We start from the raw sequence: 15640 nt of genomic DNA on the forward strand, positions 1-15640 counted from the left end.
GGCGCCGCCGCTGGCCACCGATCCAGGCCGAATCGAGATCGCCTGTGGTGCAGTTTGCGGCAACGCACCTCACAGGCCGTATAGCCAATCGAGGCTTGCTTTGCCAAGCAAAACGCCTGCCAGAACCAATAACGTGTGTGTCAGGGCCGATGCTGCGCCAGCGAAGCGCATGATCTGCCAGAACGCTGCCGTTTGGCGATCAGACCATGCGCTAAATTTGAGAGAAAATCGTTCTAAGCCTGGTCGAGCCCGTAGAGCGTGTGCAGCGTGCGCACCGCAAGTTCGGTATAGGCGGCGTCGATCAGCACCGAAAACTTGATCTCGGAGGTGGTGATGGCGCGGATGTTGATGTTGCGCCCGGCCAGCGCGGTGAACGCCTGCGCGGCGACGCCGGCATGGCTGCGCATGCCGCTGCCGATCACCGAAACCTTGGCCACGTCGGTGGCGGTGTCGAGCCGGGCATAGCCGATCTTGGCCTTGGCCGAAGTGATGGTGTCGCGGGCGCGGGTATAGTCGGAGGCCGGCACGGTGAAGGTGAGATCGGTGGTCTTGCCGTCCTCGGAGACGTTCTGAACGATCATGTCGACATTGATGTTGGCTTCCGCGAGCGGGCCGAAGATCGCCGCCGCAACGCCCGGCTTGTCCTCGATCTGGCGCACGGAAATCTGGGCTTCGTCCTTGGAAAAGGCGATGCCGGTGACGACGTGGCTTTCCATGATTTCCTCCTCGCTGCAGATCAGCGTGCCCGGCGGGGTGCCGTGCGGGTCGATATCCTCTGGCTTGTCGAAGCTGGAACGGACGAACACGGGCATGTTGTGCACCATGCCGAGTTCCACCGAGCGCACCTGCAGGACCTTGGCGCCCTGCGAAGCCAGTTCCAGCATGTCTTCGAAGGCGATCTTGTCGAGCCGCCGCGCCTTGGGAACCACCCGCGGATCGGTGGTGTAGACGCCATCGACGTCCGTATAGATGTCGCAGCGGTCGGCCCGGATGGCGGCGGCGATCGCCACCGCGGAGGTATCCGAACCGCCGCGCCCAAGCGTGGTGATCCGGTTGGTCTGCGGGTTGATGCCCTGGAAGCCGGCAATGACGGCGACCTCCTGGCGATCCTTGAATCGAGCGGTGATCTCGCTGCCGTCGATCTCGAGAATCCGCGCCGAGGCGTGGGCGTCCGAGGTCTTGATCGGGATCTGCCAGCCCTGCCACGAGCGGGCCTGGATGCCCATGCCTTGCAGCGCGATCGCGAGCAGGCCCGAGGTCACCTGTTCGCCGGATGCCACCACGGCGTCATATTCGCGCGCATCATGCAGCGGCGAGGCGTCGCCGCACCAGTCGACCAGTTCGTTGGTCTTGCCGGCCATGGCCGACACCACGACGGCGACGTCATGCCCGGCGTCGACTTCGCGCTTGACGTGACGCGCGACGTTGCGGATTCGGTCGATATTAGCGACGGACGTACCGCCGAATTTCATCACGAGGCGGCCCATGACGACGCGTGCATTCCCTGTGAGGATAAGTTAGGTGACCCGCACGGAAAGTGGAGCGCCCGGGCCGAAAGCGGCGTATACATAGCGACGCGGTCCGGGGCAAGCACCCCCGGTTCCGTTTTCGACCCAAAAATGGCGCGAATTGCTGTGGTGACGGGTTAATTCAGGACGAGCGTATGGGGCGTTACATCGATGATATCCTGCAGCCCGGCGAGAGGGTGCTGTATTCGACCAATGCGCACTGGATATTTTTCTTGCCGGCGATCATCGGCTGGATTGTAGCGGGCGTATTCCTGGTGATCTCGGGTATGGTGCCAGCGGGCGCATCCGTACTGATCTGTCTGTCGCTGGCGGCGATATCAGCCATCGCTGCGTTGTACAAAACGGTCACCGCCTGGTTCCATCGATGGACCACCGAGACCGACGTCACCAATTTCCGTGTCGTCCACAAGACCGGCTTTGTTCAGCGGCAGACGTTCGAGATGAGTGTGGACAAGGTCGAGAGCGTCGACGTCAACCAGAGCATCCTCGGCCGCATCCTCAACTACGGCGACGTGACGGTCTCGGGGGTCGGCGAGGGTGGCAAGACCCTCGACACCATTGCTTCGCCGCTGGCGTTTCGCAATGCCATCACGGCACGACCGGCCGGTACGTAAATCATGGCCATGCAGCAAAATTCATCTGCCGGTTTCTCCGCCACTGGCAGCACGGTCGATCCGGCTGAAGTCGCTAAATTCTCGAAATTGTCGGATGAGTGGTGGGACCCCAAAGGCAAGATGGCCCCGCTTCACAAGATCAACCCGCTGCGGCTCGCCTATATCCGCGACGCCGCCTGCCGCAAGTTTGAGCGTAACGCCAGGAGCTTGAGCTGCCTCTCGGGCCTGCGCATCCTCGATATCGGTTGCGGCGCTGGCCTGTTGTGCGAGCCGTTGACGCGGCTGGGCGCGCAGGTGATCGGGATCGATCCGTCCGCGACCAATATTGCGGCTGCCAAGCTGCACGCCGACAAGGGGCATCTGTCGATCGATTATCGCTGCACCACTGTCGAGCAGATGGACCATCGCGAGCGGTTCGACGTCGTGCTGGCGATGGAAGTGATCGAGCATGTCACCGATGTCGGCGCGTTCCTCGCCCGCTGCGCGGCGATGGTCAAGCCGGGCGGGATGATGGTGGTCTCGACGCTGAACCGCAACTGGAAGAGTTTTGCGCTCGCGATCGTCGGTGCGGAATATGTGCTGCGCTGGCTGCCGCGCGGCACCCATCAGTGGGACAAGTTCGTCACGCCGGACGAACTCGCCCGGCATCTCGCCAACAACCGCCTCACCATCACCGAGCAGGCCGGCGTGGTCTATAACCCGCTCGCCGACCGATGGAGCATCTCGTCCGACATGGACGTGAACTACATGGTGGTGGCGGAAGGGGTTTAGGGATTCTCAGTTATCGTCGTCCCTGCGAACGCAGGGACCCATAAGCACATGTGGTCGTTGTTGCGCGAAAGCCGTCGACCAGCGGAATAAGTTGAAGCGCCGCGGCGTATGGGTCCCTGCTTTCGCAGGGACGACGGCCTGTTTTTGTCGTATCGCGCATCCCTGTCATGACGCCGCTCCGGTTGACCGCGCCCATCGCGCCCGGCACGGTGCGGCAGCATCCCGCCGGTATTCCCATGCTCTCCGTCGCCACGCTCTGGATTCCCTTCACCATCATCGCTGCGCTGGGGCAGGTCGCCCGCAATGCGATGCAGCGGTCGTTGACGGGGCCGCTCGGGACCTGGGGCGCGACCAATATCCGCTTCCTGTTCGGCTTTCCGTTCTCGCTGATCTTTTTCGCGATCGTGATCGCTGTAACAGGCGATCCTGTGCCGTGGCCGGCGGCTGTGTTCTGGCCATGGCTGCTGCTGGGCGCGCTCAGCCAGATCGTCGCCACCGGCCTGATGCTGCTCGCGATGAACGATCGCTCTTTCGTCGTGACGACGGCCTACCTCAAGACGGAAGCGATCCAGACCGCGATCTTCGGCTTCATCTTCCTCGGCGATCATCTGACGCTGCTGAAAGTAGTCGCGATCGTGATCGCGACCGTCGGCGTGGTCATCACCGCGCTGCGGCCGGGCGGCGAAAAGGGCTTTGCGGAGTTGAAGCCGACCATCATCGGCCTGGTTGCAGCGGGCTGCTTTGCGCTGTCGGCGATCGGATTTCGCGGTGCGATCATCACGGTGCCTGGCGTCTCCTTTGTGACGGCGGCGTCCTGCACGCTGGTGTTCGGCCTGTTCGTGCAAACGCTGGTGCTGTCAGTCTATCTGCTCGCCCGCGCGCCTGATGTGCTGATGAAAATTTTGGGCCTGTGGCGCCCTTCGATGCTCGCGGGCTTCATGGGCGCCTTCGCCTCGCAATTCTGGTTTCTGGCATTTGCGCTGACGGCCGCCGCCAACGTGCGCACGCTCGCGCTGGTCGAGGTGTTGTTCGCGCAGGCCGTGTCGTATTACTCGTTCAAGCAGCCGCTATCGGCACGCGAACTGTCCGGCATCGTGCTGATCGTGATCGGTGTGGCGCTATTGGTGGCGGTGTAGTTGCTTAAGTGGTCATTCCGGGGCGATGCGAAGCATCGAACCCGGAATCTCGAGGTTCCGGGTTCGCTTCGCGCCCCGGAACGACGCCGTGCGTCAATTCCGGTCTTCCGGCAGTACCGGCAGCGGGGAGACCTCGACGCCTTCGTCGATAAGCGCGCGCGCCTCATCCGCCGTGGCTTCACCGTAGATCGGGCGGTGCTCGATATCGCCGTAATGCATCTTGCGCGCTTCGTTGGGGAAGCGCTCGCCGACATTGTCGGCATTCTTGACGATGTGATCGCGCAATTCCTTCAGCTTGGCGCGCAGCTCGCGCTCCTGCGCCATCAACAGCGGCGTCGATTCCGATCCGGTTGCTTCCGCAGGCGCGGCCGGCGTCGGCGCGGCTTGCTCGCGGCCCTTCTTGCTGACGATCTGCGGAGCCATGATGGCGCGCTCTACCTTGACCGAGCCGCAATTCGGGCAGCTCACCAGCCTGCGCTTTTCCTGGGTTTCGTAAGCCGCGGAGCTTTGAAACCAGCTTTCGAAAGCATGGCCCTTCTCGCAGCGAAGGTTGTAGCGGATCATGCCGAGCCCCGGACGAGGTGCAGATGCTCGGGGCCGGCCTTGGGATCGGTAATGCCGAAGCGCCTGCCATGCTGCAGCGACGGCACGGCTCTCCGAGCCGTCTCGACCTTGGATGTGTCGACCTTGGCGAGGAACACGCCGGGCTCGACGCCGCCCTCGGCGAGGATCTCGCCCCAGGGGTCGATGATCAATGAATGCCCGTAGGTCTCGCGCTTGTTCTCATGCATGCCGGCCTGCGCCGCGGCGAACACGAAGCAGCCGGTCTCGATGGCGCGGGCGCGCAATAGCGTGTGCCAATGCGCCTCGCCGGTTTTCCTGGTGAAGGCCGAGGGCACGGTGAGGAACGACGCACCGGCCTCGGCCAACGCGCGATAGAGCGCCGGAAACCGCACGTCGTAACAGATCGTCAGCCCGATCCGCCCCCACGGCAGATCGGAAATCACGGCAGTTTCGCCCGGCTGGTAGTTGGCGGATTCGCGATAGCTCTCGCCGCCGGGCAGGTCGATATCGAACATGTGGATCTTGTCATAGCTGGCGCGCAAGTTGCCGTCGGGCCCGATCAGGAACGAGCGGTTGACGGCGCGCTCGGGCGAGAAGCGCAGCGCCAGCGAGCCGATGTGAAGATAAATCTTCAGCTCCGCCGCCAGCGCGCGATAGGCTTTCAGCGAGAGGTCGTCTGCTTCCGATGCAAGATGCTCGAACAGTGCCTTGCGGTTCAGTTGCATCATGTTGCTCACCTCGGGCGTGAGCACGTAGTCGGCGCCTTGCGCTGCGGCCTCGCGGATCAGGTTGATGCCCTGCTCGAGGCTCGGTTCGGGCAGCAGCCCGGTGCGCATCTGCACCATGGCAGCGGTGAAGGTGGAACCAGCGCTCATGAGGGGGCCTTTTCTCCCGCCAGCAAAGCGTCGAGCTTGCCCGCGCGGTCCAGTGCATAAAGCTCGTCACAGCCGCCGACATGGGTTGTGCCGATGAAGATCTGAGGGAAGGTCGAGCCGTGGCCTGCGCGGTCGTACATCTGCTCGCGATGAGCCGGGTCGGCGGCCACGTTCAGCTCCGTGAACACGGCGTTCTTGCGCGTCAGCAGCGATTTGGCGGCGGTACAGTAGCCGCAGCCCGGGCGGGTGTAGATTTCAATGGCAGTCATGGCGCGCTCTGAGTGGCAAGTCTTTCTTGGCAAGTCTTTGAATTATATGGGAGCCCGGGGGCTGTCCACAACCCGCGCGAATACCAGCACGTCGACCTGTGCGGCCTTGGCGCGCAGTAACGACCGGGCGCAAGCGTCGGTCGTGGCGCCTGACGTCAGCACGTCGTCGATCAGGATGACGCGGCGGCCCTGGATGTCGGCCACGCGGTCGGCGGCGACCTTGAAGGCGCCCTGCACATTGCTGGCGCGCTGTGGTCGGGACAGCCCGATCTGCTGCTCGGTCGCGCGAATGCGGCGAAGCGCCTCAGAGGCCAGTTTGACGCCGGTTTGGCGCGAAATCACCCGCGCGAGCGCGCCGGACTGGTTGTAGCGGCGGCTCCAGCCGCGCCGCCAGTGCAGGGGAACTGGGACCAGCACGTCGGCTTCATCGAGCAATTCCTTGCCCGCACGGGCCATCCAGCGGCCCATCGCCGGCGCCAGATCGGTGCGGTCCTGGTACTTCAGCGCATGAACCAGGGTTCGCGCGACGTCGTCATAGCGCACCGCGGCGCGGGCGCGCTGGTAGGCCGGCGGATTGGCGATCGCCTCCATCGACAGCAATTCGGGGCCGGGATCGTAAACGAAGGGGATGCCGAGCCGCGGACAGAACGGTGGTGCGATGAACGACAGTTTCGCCCAGCATGCCGCGCAAACGCCCTCGCCATCGACCGGTTCGCGGCAGGAAACGCATTGCGTCGGCAGTGCGATGTCGAGCGCGAGCCGTGGCAGATGCGCGAATGCGTCGCGGCAGGCGCTAAACGCGCCGCGAAGCTGGCTGGAGATGAAGCGTGGTGGCGATGCCTCGGCGTCCATGGATTGAGGCTAGCGCCGTGCCGCGTGCGGCTCAAGCACGGCATTGCCAGAGATACGCAGCCAGCGTACCAACCGGCATGGCTTCGAACCCGGCCAGCGCGCCCATCCTGTTCGACCGTGCGCTCTTGCGCGCGCGCCTTGACCGCGCGCGGCGCGGCGGGCCGGCGACATTCCTGCTCGATCGTATCAGGGAAGATTTCGAAGAGCGGCTGCAGGCCGTGACGCGAAGTTTTGCCGATGCGGCCGACATCTGGACGCCCGGCGAACTCCTGCGAAAGCCATTGGCCGATCGCTTCTCATCCATCACCCGCATCGATGTCGATCAATCCGAAACCCTGCGCTTGCCGCCGCAATCGCTCGATCTCGCTGTTTCCGTCCTGGCGTTTCAGTTCGTCAACGATCTCCCCGGCGTGCTGGCGCAGATCCGCCGCGCGTTGAAGCCGGATGGGCTGTTGCTGGCGGCGATGATCGGGGGCGATACGTTGACGGAGCTCCGGCAGAGCTTTGCGGCGGCAGAAGCCGAATGCGAGGGCGGGGTATCGCCGCGCGTCGCGCCGTTTGCGGATTTGCGCGACATCGGCAGCCTGCTGCAGCGCGCAGGGCTCGCGCTGCCGGTGACCGACGTCGATCGCGTCGTGGTGCGCTATGACAGCGCGTTCGCGCTGATGGCCGATCTCAGGCGGATGGGTGCGACCAATATTCTGATCGAACGGCGGCGCACGACCACCCGCCGCGCCACCATGCTGCGGATGGCGCAGATTTACGCCGAGCGTTTTGCCGATGCGGACGGCCGTATCCGCGCGACGTTCGATATTGTCTGGCTCTCCGGCTGGGCGCCGCATGAGAGCCAGCAGAAGCCGCTCAAGCCGGGCTCGGCGAAGGCAAGTCTCCAGGAGGCGGTGCAGCGAGTGAAGCGCGACTGACGCGCAATTCCGTTCGGCGGAAGCCGTGAGCAGGGCCCCATTTCTACTTTGCATGGGGTTGTTTTCGCGATTTTGTGTTCCGCCGTTCCGGTGCCGGCGAAGAGGCCATGCGTGGCCTCCGACTTTCACATCAACAAATCAATCAGATGCGGGATCAGCGGAATGTCCGCGGGCGGCATCGGGTAATCGCGCAGCTTGTTGGCGCGGACCCAGGCCAGTTGCTGGCCTTCGCGCGCCATCACCATGCCTTCCCAGCGCCGGCAGATGTAGAGCGGCATCAACAGATGAAAGCTGTCGTAGGCGTGGCTCGCAAACGTCAGCGGCGCCAGACAGGGCTCGCTGACGTCGATGCCGAGCTCCTCATGCAGCTCGCGGATCAAGGTCTGCTCCGGCCGCTCGCCGGGCTCGACCTTGCCGCCGGGAAATTCCCACAAGCCCGCGAGCGCCTTTCCTTCCGGGCGCTGCGCGATCAGCACGCGCTTGTCGGTATCGACCAGGGCGCAGGCGACCACGAGAGTAAGCTTGATATCAGCCATGCGCCGCTGTCTCGCTTATGAACGATAATCGCCATTGATCGCGACATATTCCTTGGTGAGGTCGCAGGTGAGTACGCGATCGCGGCTCTTGCCGAGGCCAAGCGCAACCTTGATCTGGATCTTCGGGTTCTTCATCACCTCGGAAACCTCCGCCTCGTTGTAGGACGGATCGCGCGCGCCGCTCTTGGCGACGCGAATGCCGTTGAACGAGATCGAAAGCTTGTCGCGGTTGGCGGGCTCGCCGGCCTTGCCGACCGCCATCACCACGCGGCCCCAATTGGCATCCTCGCCGGCGATCGCCGTCTTCACCAACGGCGAATTCGCGATCGACATGGCGATCTTGCGCGCGGAGGTCTTGGTGGTCGCGCCTTCGACGATAACCTCGACCAGCTTGCGCGCGCCTTCGCCGTCGCGGGCCACCTGTTCGGCAAGGTCGGCCAGCACACCCTGGAAGGCCTTGGCAAACGCCTTCAGGCGCGGATCGCTGGCGCGGCTGATCTTTGGCGCGCCATCGTCGGCGGCTGCGCCGGTGGCGAAGGCCAGCAGCGTATCCGAGGTCGAGGTATCGCTGTCGATGGTGATGGCGTTGAAAGTGTCCTCGACGCCGCTCTTGAGCAGCGACTGCAGCACGGCGGACGACAGCGGCGCATCGGTGAACACGAAGGACAGCATGGTCGCCATATCGGGCGCGATCATGCCGGCGCCCTTGGCCATGCCGTTGATCGTGACCTTGGCCTTGCCGAGCTTCACCGTGGCGGTTGCGACCTTCGGAAAGGTGTCGGTGGTCATGATGGCCTTCGCCGCGTCCATCCAGTGATCGGGCGTGGCGGCATCCGCCAGCGTTGCCAGCACGCCGTCGAACTTGGTGGCGTCGAGCGGCTCGCCGATCACGCCGGTCGACGCAAGAAACACCTCGTTGGCGCTGCAGCCTATAGCTTTTGCGGCGATCGAGGCCGTCAGTGCCGTCGCCTGCCGGCCGGTCTTGCCCGTGAATGCATTGGCGTTGCCGGAATTGACCACCAGCGCGCGGGCGCCGCGGCCGAGTTTGGCGCGGCACCATTCCACCGGCGCGGACGGGCATTTCGATTTGGTGAACACGCCGGCAACCGTGGTGCCCTTGTCCATGACGGCGAGCAGCACGTCGGTGCGCCCCTTGTAGCGAATGCCGGCGGCCGCCGTCGCAAGCTTCACGCCCGCGATGGCTGGCATCTCGGGGACATCGGTCGGGGCGAGGGGGGAGACGGTGGACATGGGAAGGCTTCCGGCTTCGAGGCGAGGGAAGCGCTCTCTATCACCTCAAACGTCAAAGTGGGAGGGGCGCGGTGTGACCACGCACACGCGTGTCGTCCCCGCGAACGCGGGGACCCACAATCACCGTCCTCAGTTGCTTCAGATGGTAATTGCCACGGCGCCGGAAGCGCCGCCGCGGAGTATGGGTCCCGGCTTTCGCCGGGACGACGATAGAGTTGGGCCTACTTCTTCGGCGGCGCCATCTTCGAATCCGAGGGCTTTGCTGCATCCGGCTTGGCGGCCTCGGCCGGCTTGTCCATGCGTTCGACCTTGGCGGCTTCGCGCAGCTTGGCGACGTATTCGGCTTGCGCCTTGCGCGTCACATAGGTCTCGATCTGGGACTTGACCTGCTCGAACTCGGGCGCCTTGCGGGCGCGCTTTTCCTCGACCTTGATCAGGTGCCAGCCGAATTGCGACTTGACGGGGTCGGAGATCTTGCCGGGTTCGAGCGTGAAGGCGACGGCGGAGAATTCCGGCACCATCTGTTCCTTGGTGAAGAAGCCGAGATCGCCGCCATCGGAGGCGCCGGGGTCCTTGGACTTCTTCTTCGCCAGTTCGGCGAAGTCGCCGCCCTTCTTCAGCTCTTCCGCAATCGCCTTGGCCTCATCCTCGGTCTCGACCAGGATGTGCCGGGCGTGGACTTCCATTTCCCCGGTGATCTGCTTGGCGGCCTCCTCGTAGACCTTCTTCATGGCCTCTTCGCTGGTCGCGGCCTTGCCCTCGGTGGCGAGCAGGCTGTCCATCAACAGGCGGCTGCGCGTGAACGCCAGGCGCTTCTTGAAGTCTTCGGAATTCTCGACCTTCTTTTCCTCGGCGGCCTTGGCGACGATCTTGAGGTCGATCAGGAAGGCCAGCACGTTGTCCTTCTTGGTCGCCGGGTCCATTTGCGCGAGGCTCGGGCCGAGTTCCTCTTCCGCGAGCGCGACGTCGCTCTGGCGGATCTCCGCACCGTTAACCTTGGCAAGAACGGGGTTGTCCTGGGCGCGAACCGGCAGGCCGGCGGCAAGAACCGCAGCCAGACAGGCCATTACGGCCAAAGAACCCCGTGAGCAGGCCGTGCCGAAGCGCAGGCCGGTTTTCGTTTCCGGGAACGAGGTGGTCATGGAAAATCCTTGTCTTGAAGAGGGGCGCCAAAGGCGGCGGGACACTCGCCCAATCATGCGGCCTTGGCAACGCGAAAAGTCTGTCAAAATGATGAATTCCTTGACATATGGACCCACGTTGACAAGGCCCGAACCCGGCCATATCTGTGCCGGATCGTACAGCGGCGATAGCGCTTATTTTGCTGCGTTTTTTGCCGTTGAACCTTGGATTGCTTGATTCCCACTCATTAGGCGGATGACGCCCCGGAACGGGGTATTTGCCGCCGTGCGTCACGGTGAGTTGATAGGCAACTTGGTGGTCCATCACGGCTTGCAACGCAAGTAACGGCAAAGGCAGGAATTGGCATGATCGGCGCGCTCGCCCGCAAGTTTTTCGGCTCCGCCAACGACCGGCGGGTGAAGGGATATCAATCCCGCGTCAACGCCATCAACGCGCTCGAGCCCGAGGTCGCGAAACTCTCGGATGAGGCGCTGAAAGCCCGCACCGCCGAATTCCGCCAGCAGCTCGCCGACGGCAAGACGCTCGACGACATTCTGGTTCCAGCCTTCGCGACCGTCCGCGAGGCCGCCAAGCGCACCCTCGGCCAGCGGCATTTCGACGTCCAGTTGATCGGCGGCATGGTGCTGCATGAGGGCGACATCGCCGAGATGAAGACCGGCGAAGGCAAGACGCTGGTGGCGACGCTCGCTGTCTATCTCAACGCGCTGGCGGGTAAGGGCGTCCACGTGGTCACCGTCAACGACTATCTCGCCCGCCGCGACAGCGAATGGATGGGCCAGATCTACAATTTCCTAGGGCTCACTGTCGGCGTCATTGTCCATGGTCTCGATGATGGCGAGCGCAAGGAAGCCTATTCGCGCGACATCACCTACGGCACCAACAACGAATACGGTTTCGATTATCTGCGCGACAACATGAAGTACCGGCTGGAGGACATGGTCCAGCGCGGCCATTTCTACGCCATCGTCGACGAAGTCGACTCGATCCTGATCGACGAGGCCCGCACGCCGCTGATCATCTCCGGCCCGCTCGACGACCGCTCGGATTTCTACAACACCATCGACACCTTCTTCCCCAAGCTCGACAAGACCGACTACGAGGTCGACGAGAAGCAGCGCACGGTGACGCTGACCGAAGCCGGCATGGAGAAGATCGAGACGCTGCTGCGCGACGCCGGCCAGCTCAAGGGCGATTCGCTCTACGACGTCGAGAACGTCTCGGTCGTGCACCACATCAACCAGGCGCTGCGGGCGCATTCGCTGTTTACCCGCGACAAGGACTACATCGTCCGCGACGGCGAAGTCATCATCATCGACGAGTTCACCGGCCGCATGATGCCGGGACGGCGCTATTCCGAAGGCCTGCACCAGGCGCTGGAAGCCAAGGAGCACGTTCAGGTCCAGCCGGAAAACCAGACGCTGGCCTCGATCACGTTCCAGAACTATTTCCGGATGTACGAAAAGCTCGCGGGCATGACCGGTACGGCCGCGACCGAAGCCGACGAATTGTTCGACATCTACAAGCTCGAGGTCGTGGAAATCCCGACCAATCTGCCGGTGGCGCGTCTCGACGAGGACGACGAGGTCTACCGCACCCAGACCGAGAAATACGCCGCCATCCTGGCCGAGATCGAGCGCGCCAATGCGCGGCTGCAGCCGGTGCTGGTCGGCACCGCCTCGATCGAAAAGTCGGAAGTGCTGGCCGACTATCTGAAGAAGCACGGCTACAAGCAGATCGATTTCGGCAACGACGTCGCGCTGGAGAAGCTCTATGCCGCCGCGCGCGCCGGCAAGCCGGCAAAACTGTTTGCGGTGCTGAACGCGCGCTTCCACGAGCAGGAAGCCTATATCGTTGCCGAGGCCGGCGTGCCTGGCGCGATCACGATCGCGACCAACATGGCCGGCCGCGGTACCGACATCAAGCTCGGCGGCTCGCTCGAGATGCGGATCCTTCAGGAGACCGCCGACATCACCGACGAGGCCGAGAAGGCCAAAAAGATCGAACAGATCAAGGCCGACATCGAGCGCTTCCGCGAGATCGTGCTGAAGGCCGAGGAAGTTGTGGAGCTCGAGCCTGCCAAGGGCTCAAAGGCGGCCAAGACCGTGACCAAGCCCGGCGGGCTCTACATCATGGGCTCGGAGCGCCATGAATCCCGGCGCATCGACAACCAGCTCCGCGGCCGCTCCGGCCGTCAGGGCGACCCCGGGCGCTCGAAATTCTTCCTGTCGCTGGAAGACGATCTGATGCGGATCTTCGGCTCCGACCGGCTCGACACCATGCTGCAGCGGCTTGGCCTGAAGGAAGGCGAGGCCATTATCCATCCGTGGATCAACAAGGCGCTGGAGAAGGCGCAGCAGAAGGTCGAGGCCCGCAACTTCGATATCCGCAAGAACCTGCTCAAGTTCGACAACGTCCAGAACGACCAGCGCAAGGTGATCTTCGACCAGCGCGTCGAGCTGATGAGGAGCGACAGCGTGGCCGAAATGGTCACGGATATGCGCCATGACTTCATCGACGACATCGTCGCCAAGCACGTGCCCGAGCATGCCTATGCCGAGCAGTGGGATGTCGCCGGCCTCAAGGAAGAATTGAGGCGCGTGCTCGACATCGATCTGCCGGTCGATGAATGGGCCAAGGAAGAAGGCATTGCCGACGAGGAACTGCTGACGCGGATCGAGCAGCGCGTCGACGAGCATATGGCGGCCAAGGTCGCGCAATGGGGTCCCGACGTGATGCGCTACGTCGAGAAAACCATCCTCTTGCAGACGCTCGACCACCTCTGGCGCGAGCACCTGATCATGCTCGATCATCTGCGTCAGGTGATCGGCCTGCGCGGCTATGGCCAGCGCGATCCCCTGCAGGAGTACAAGTCGGAAGCCTTCGGCCTGTATGAGGCAATGACCGCGCATCTGCGCGAGGCGGTGACGGCGCAACTGATGCGAGTCGAGATCGTGCCGCCGGAAGAGCAGCAGCCGGTGCTGCCGGCGATGGAAGCGCACAAGTTCGATCCCAATACCGGCGAAGACGAGATGGCCTTTGCCAGCGCCTCGCTGGTGCCGGAGGCCATTGCGGCCGATCGCGATCCGAAAAATCCGGCAAGCTGGGGCAAAGTCGGCCGCAACGAGGATTGCCCCTGCGGAAGCGGCAAGAAGTACAAGCACTGCCACGGCAAGTACGCCTGAGTCCGATGAGCGCGACACTGTCCGGCAGCTAATCAATCGCCCGGCTGACTTCGCGAAGGCGGCTGACGCGGCGCATCGGCGCGTTCTAGTTCGAGCTGTCGATCAGGCTCTCGAGCAGACGCTTGAGCTCGTTGGTCGACTTGTCGCCGTAGCTCTCGACGATGTGCTCTTCCTGGCTCACCGCCAGCGAGTTCAGCCGCTTGCTCAGCGCCTTGCCGCGGTCGGACACGAACATCAGGACCTTGCGGCGGTCCTTGGGGTCCTGAACGCGGTAGACCAGCGCGTCCGACACCATGCGGTCGACCATCTTGGTCAGCGTGGGATGATTGAGGAGCACGGCGTCCGCCAGCTCGCCCATGGAATGGCCGTTGCCGTCGGACAGAACTTTGAGGATGCGCCACTGCTCGACAGGCACGCCTTCCTTGCTCAGGCGCATCTCCAACTGCCGGTTGATCTCCCGGTTGGCTTGCGCGAGCAAATAGGCGAGGTGTTCGGTGATGGGGGAATTGTCTTTCGGCGGTTTGGCCACGGCTTGAGACTTTGTCTTGGTCTTGACCCAAATGAGTGAATGGCTGGCAATCGATGCCATTTCTATATGCACTTCAATTGTTCTATATGCACTTCAATTGTTGAATATTCAATATTTTCAAATAGGATATTTCCCCAACTAAGGAAGGGTGGATGCCGCGGCCGCCCGCTGGATGCGTTTTTGGTCTGGTGCCAGACAGGAGTTGGCGTGCTCTCGACGGTAAACTTCCCGGCTGCCGGCGGCTCCGCGATTCCGCCCTCGCTGCTGTTTCGAAACCTGTCGTCGGCGACGGATGATCTCGACCTGTCAACGATCAAGCCCGGATCGTCGAGACGCCGAGGCGCCCACAGCAAGCTGCGGGTCGGCAATTTTCTCACCTTCTCGGGATCGCCCGGAATCTGGGGCCCGAGCGCCACCAATAGCGTCCTGCTGGCGATCTCCGAGATTAATAAACGCGGCGGCATTCTCGGACGCGAGATTGAGTTGTCGGTCTACGATTCCGGTGGGCCAATCGAGGAGGTGGTGCGCCGCGCCGAACGCGCTCTCGCCTTCGACGAAGTCGACCTGATCATGGGTTCGCACATCAGCGCGGTCCGCGTCGCACTGCGCAAGGTCACCCGCAACCGCATTCCCTATATCTACACTCCCGTCTATGAGGGTGGCGAGCGTACGCCAGGCGTGATGGCGATCGGCGAGACGCCGCGCTGGCAGAGCCGGCCGTCGATCCATTGGCTGTCCGACTTCAAGAAGGCGTCACGCTGGTATCTGATCGGCAGCGACTATGTGTGGCCATGGCAGTCGCATCGCGCGGTCAAGCGATACATCGCCGAAGCGGGCGGGCAGGTGGTCGGCGAGGAGTTCGTCCCCGTCGGGGAAGACAATCACGAGGCGCATCTGGCGCGCATTCGCGCGGCAAGGCCCGACGTCGTGCTGATCTCGCTGATCGGAACGGACAGCATTACGTTCAATCGCGCCTTCGCCGAATGCGGCCTCGCCGCCACCACGCTGCGCTTCGCCGGCGCGATGGACGAGACGGTTCTGCTCGGGATCGGGGCCGAGAATACCGAGAACCTGTTCTGCGCATCCGGCTATTTCACTTGCGTCGGCTCGCGCGCCACCGACGAATTCCTCTCTCGCTATCGGGCGATGTTCGGTCCGCACGCGCCACCGATCGGATCCGTCAGCCAATCCAACTATGAGGGGCTGCGCTTCCTCGAGGCGGTGGCCAACCGAGCCGGCTCGCTGTCGATGGGGCCATTGCTCGCGGCGGCCCGCAACGTGATCTATACGGGCGCCCGCGGCGCCATCACCATCCGCGACGGCCGTGCCGAGATGCCGATGTATCTTGCCGAGGCCAATGGCCTCGACTTCAAGGTGATCAAGACGATCTAGAGAAACGATGCCGGATCTCGAGGGCCGCAATCCGAAATAATGCTTGAAAAGGAAAATATTTCCGTTTTGAATAC

Annotated in this window: 15 protein-coding genes; 6 read left to right on the forward strand and 9 right to left on the reverse strand. The window is 63.3% G+C overall.

The window, feature by feature from the left end; translation table 11 throughout:
- Positions 1-233: 233 nt before the first annotated feature.
- A complete protein-coding gene (locus tag LMTR3_RS19275; protein WP_065746591.1) occupies positions 234-1487 on the reverse strand; it encodes an aspartate kinase in 1254 nt (417 codons plus the stop codon).
- A gap of 176 nt (positions 1488-1663) precedes the next feature.
- On the opposite strand from LMTR3_RS19275, the gene LMTR3_RS19280 reads away from it, so the two are divergent.
- The 3 genes from LMTR3_RS19280 to LMTR3_RS19290 all read left to right on the forward strand — a co-directional run bounded on the left by LMTR3_RS19280 (position 1664) and on the right by LMTR3_RS19290 (position 4050).
- Positions 1664-2143 carry a PH domain-containing protein gene (locus tag LMTR3_RS19280; protein ID WP_065746592.1) on the forward strand — a complete coding sequence of 160 codons (480 nt, stop codon included), beginning with the start codon at positions 1664-1666 and terminating at the stop codon, positions 2141-2143.
- A 3-nt stretch (positions 2144-2146) separates the two neighbouring features.
- Complete coding sequence (ubiG, locus tag LMTR3_RS19285; RefSeq protein WP_141686679.1) at positions 2147-2914, forward strand: bifunctional 2-polyprenyl-6-hydroxyphenol methylase/3-demethylubiquinol 3-O-methyltransferase UbiG; 768 nt, start codon at positions 2147-2149, stop codon at positions 2912-2914.
- Between the two features lie 236 nt (positions 2915-3150).
- Complete coding sequence (locus LMTR3_RS19290; RefSeq protein WP_065746782.1) at positions 3151-4050, forward strand: EamA family transporter; 900 nt, start codon at positions 3151-3153, stop codon at positions 4048-4050.
- Positions 4051-4143: 93 nt separating this feature from the next.
- On the opposite strand, the gene LMTR3_RS19295 is transcribed toward LMTR3_RS19290, so the two are convergent.
- From LMTR3_RS19295 to LMTR3_RS19310, 4 genes are read right to left on the reverse strand one after another with little or no spacing between them, the layout of a single operon-like run.
- Positions 4144-4614: a DUF1178 family protein gene (locus LMTR3_RS19295; RefSeq protein ID WP_065746593.1), complete on the reverse strand. Its 471-nt coding sequence runs from the start codon at positions 4612-4614 to the stop codon at positions 4144-4146.
- A complete protein-coding gene (locus LMTR3_RS19300) occupies positions 4611-5489 on the reverse strand; it encodes a carbon-nitrogen hydrolase family protein (RefSeq protein WP_065746594.1) in 879 nt (292 codons plus the stop codon). The genes LMTR3_RS19295 and LMTR3_RS19300 overlap by 4 nt, the downstream gene beginning before the upstream one ends.
- A complete protein-coding gene (gene grxC / locus LMTR3_RS19305; protein WP_065746595.1) occupies positions 5486-5758 on the reverse strand; it encodes a glutaredoxin 3 in 273 nt (90 codons plus the stop codon). Before grxC ends, LMTR3_RS19300 begins: the two co-directional genes overlap by 4 nt.
- A gap of 42 nt (positions 5759-5800) precedes the next feature.
- Positions 5801-6610, reverse strand: coding sequence for a ComF family protein (locus tag LMTR3_RS19310; protein WP_065746596.1), 810 nt, complete (start codon positions 6608-6610; stop codon positions 5801-5803).
- A 77-nt stretch (positions 6611-6687) separates the two neighbouring features.
- Between LMTR3_RS19310 and LMTR3_RS19315 the strand changes: the two genes are divergently transcribed.
- The gene (locus LMTR3_RS19315; protein WP_065746597.1) at positions 6688-7533 is read left to right on the forward strand and encodes a methyltransferase domain-containing protein; all 846 of its coding nucleotides are present in this window, start codon (positions 6688-6690) and stop codon (positions 7531-7533) included.
- Positions 7534-7658: 125 nt separating this feature from the next.
- Here the strand turns inward: LMTR3_RS19315 and LMTR3_RS19320 are convergent, their stop codons facing one another.
- The 3 genes from LMTR3_RS19320 to LMTR3_RS19330 form a co-directional block, all read right to left on the reverse strand.
- Positions 7659-8069 (reverse strand): (deoxy)nucleoside triphosphate pyrophosphohydrolase, encoded by a 411-nt coding sequence (locus LMTR3_RS19320; protein ID WP_065746598.1) that lies wholly within the window; start codon positions 8067-8069, stop codon positions 7659-7661.
- Positions 8070-8084: 15 nt separating this feature from the next.
- On the reverse strand, positions 8085-9320 hold the full coding sequence (gene argJ / locus LMTR3_RS19325; protein ID WP_065746599.1) for a bifunctional glutamate N-acetyltransferase/amino-acid acetyltransferase ArgJ: 1236 nt from the start codon (positions 9318-9320) through the stop codon (positions 8085-8087).
- Between the two features lie 221 nt (positions 9321-9541).
- Positions 9542-10462, reverse strand: a complete 921-nt coding sequence (locus LMTR3_RS19330) for a peptidylprolyl isomerase (protein ID WP_065746600.1) — start codon at positions 10460-10462, stop codon at positions 9542-9544.
- A 345-nt stretch (positions 10463-10807) separates the two neighbouring features.
- Here LMTR3_RS19330 and secA point away from each other — a divergent pair, with 345 nt between their 5' ends.
- The gene (gene secA / locus LMTR3_RS19335; RefSeq protein ID WP_065746601.1) at positions 10808-13645 is read left to right on the forward strand and encodes a preprotein translocase subunit SecA; all 2838 of its coding nucleotides are present in this window, start codon (positions 10808-10810) and stop codon (positions 13643-13645) included.
- A gap of 85 nt (positions 13646-13730) precedes the next feature.
- Here the strand turns inward: secA and LMTR3_RS19340 are convergent, their stop codons facing one another.
- Positions 13731-14174, reverse strand: coding sequence for a MarR family winged helix-turn-helix transcriptional regulator (locus LMTR3_RS19340; protein WP_028347666.1), 444 nt, complete (start codon positions 14172-14174; stop codon positions 13731-13733).
- A 207-nt stretch (positions 14175-14381) separates the two neighbouring features.
- On the opposite strand from LMTR3_RS19340, the gene LMTR3_RS19345 reads away from it, so the two are divergent.
- Positions 14382-15566 carry a substrate-binding domain-containing protein gene (locus LMTR3_RS19345; protein ID WP_065746602.1) on the forward strand — a complete coding sequence of 395 codons (1185 nt, stop codon included), beginning with the start codon at positions 14382-14384 and terminating at the stop codon, positions 15564-15566.
- The last annotated feature ends 74 nt before the right edge of the window (positions 15567-15640 follow it).

Source organism: Bradyrhizobium sp. LMTR 3 (genome assembly GCF_001693485.1).
Lineage (GTDB): Bacteria > Pseudomonadota > Alphaproteobacteria > Rhizobiales > Xanthobacteraceae > Bradyrhizobium.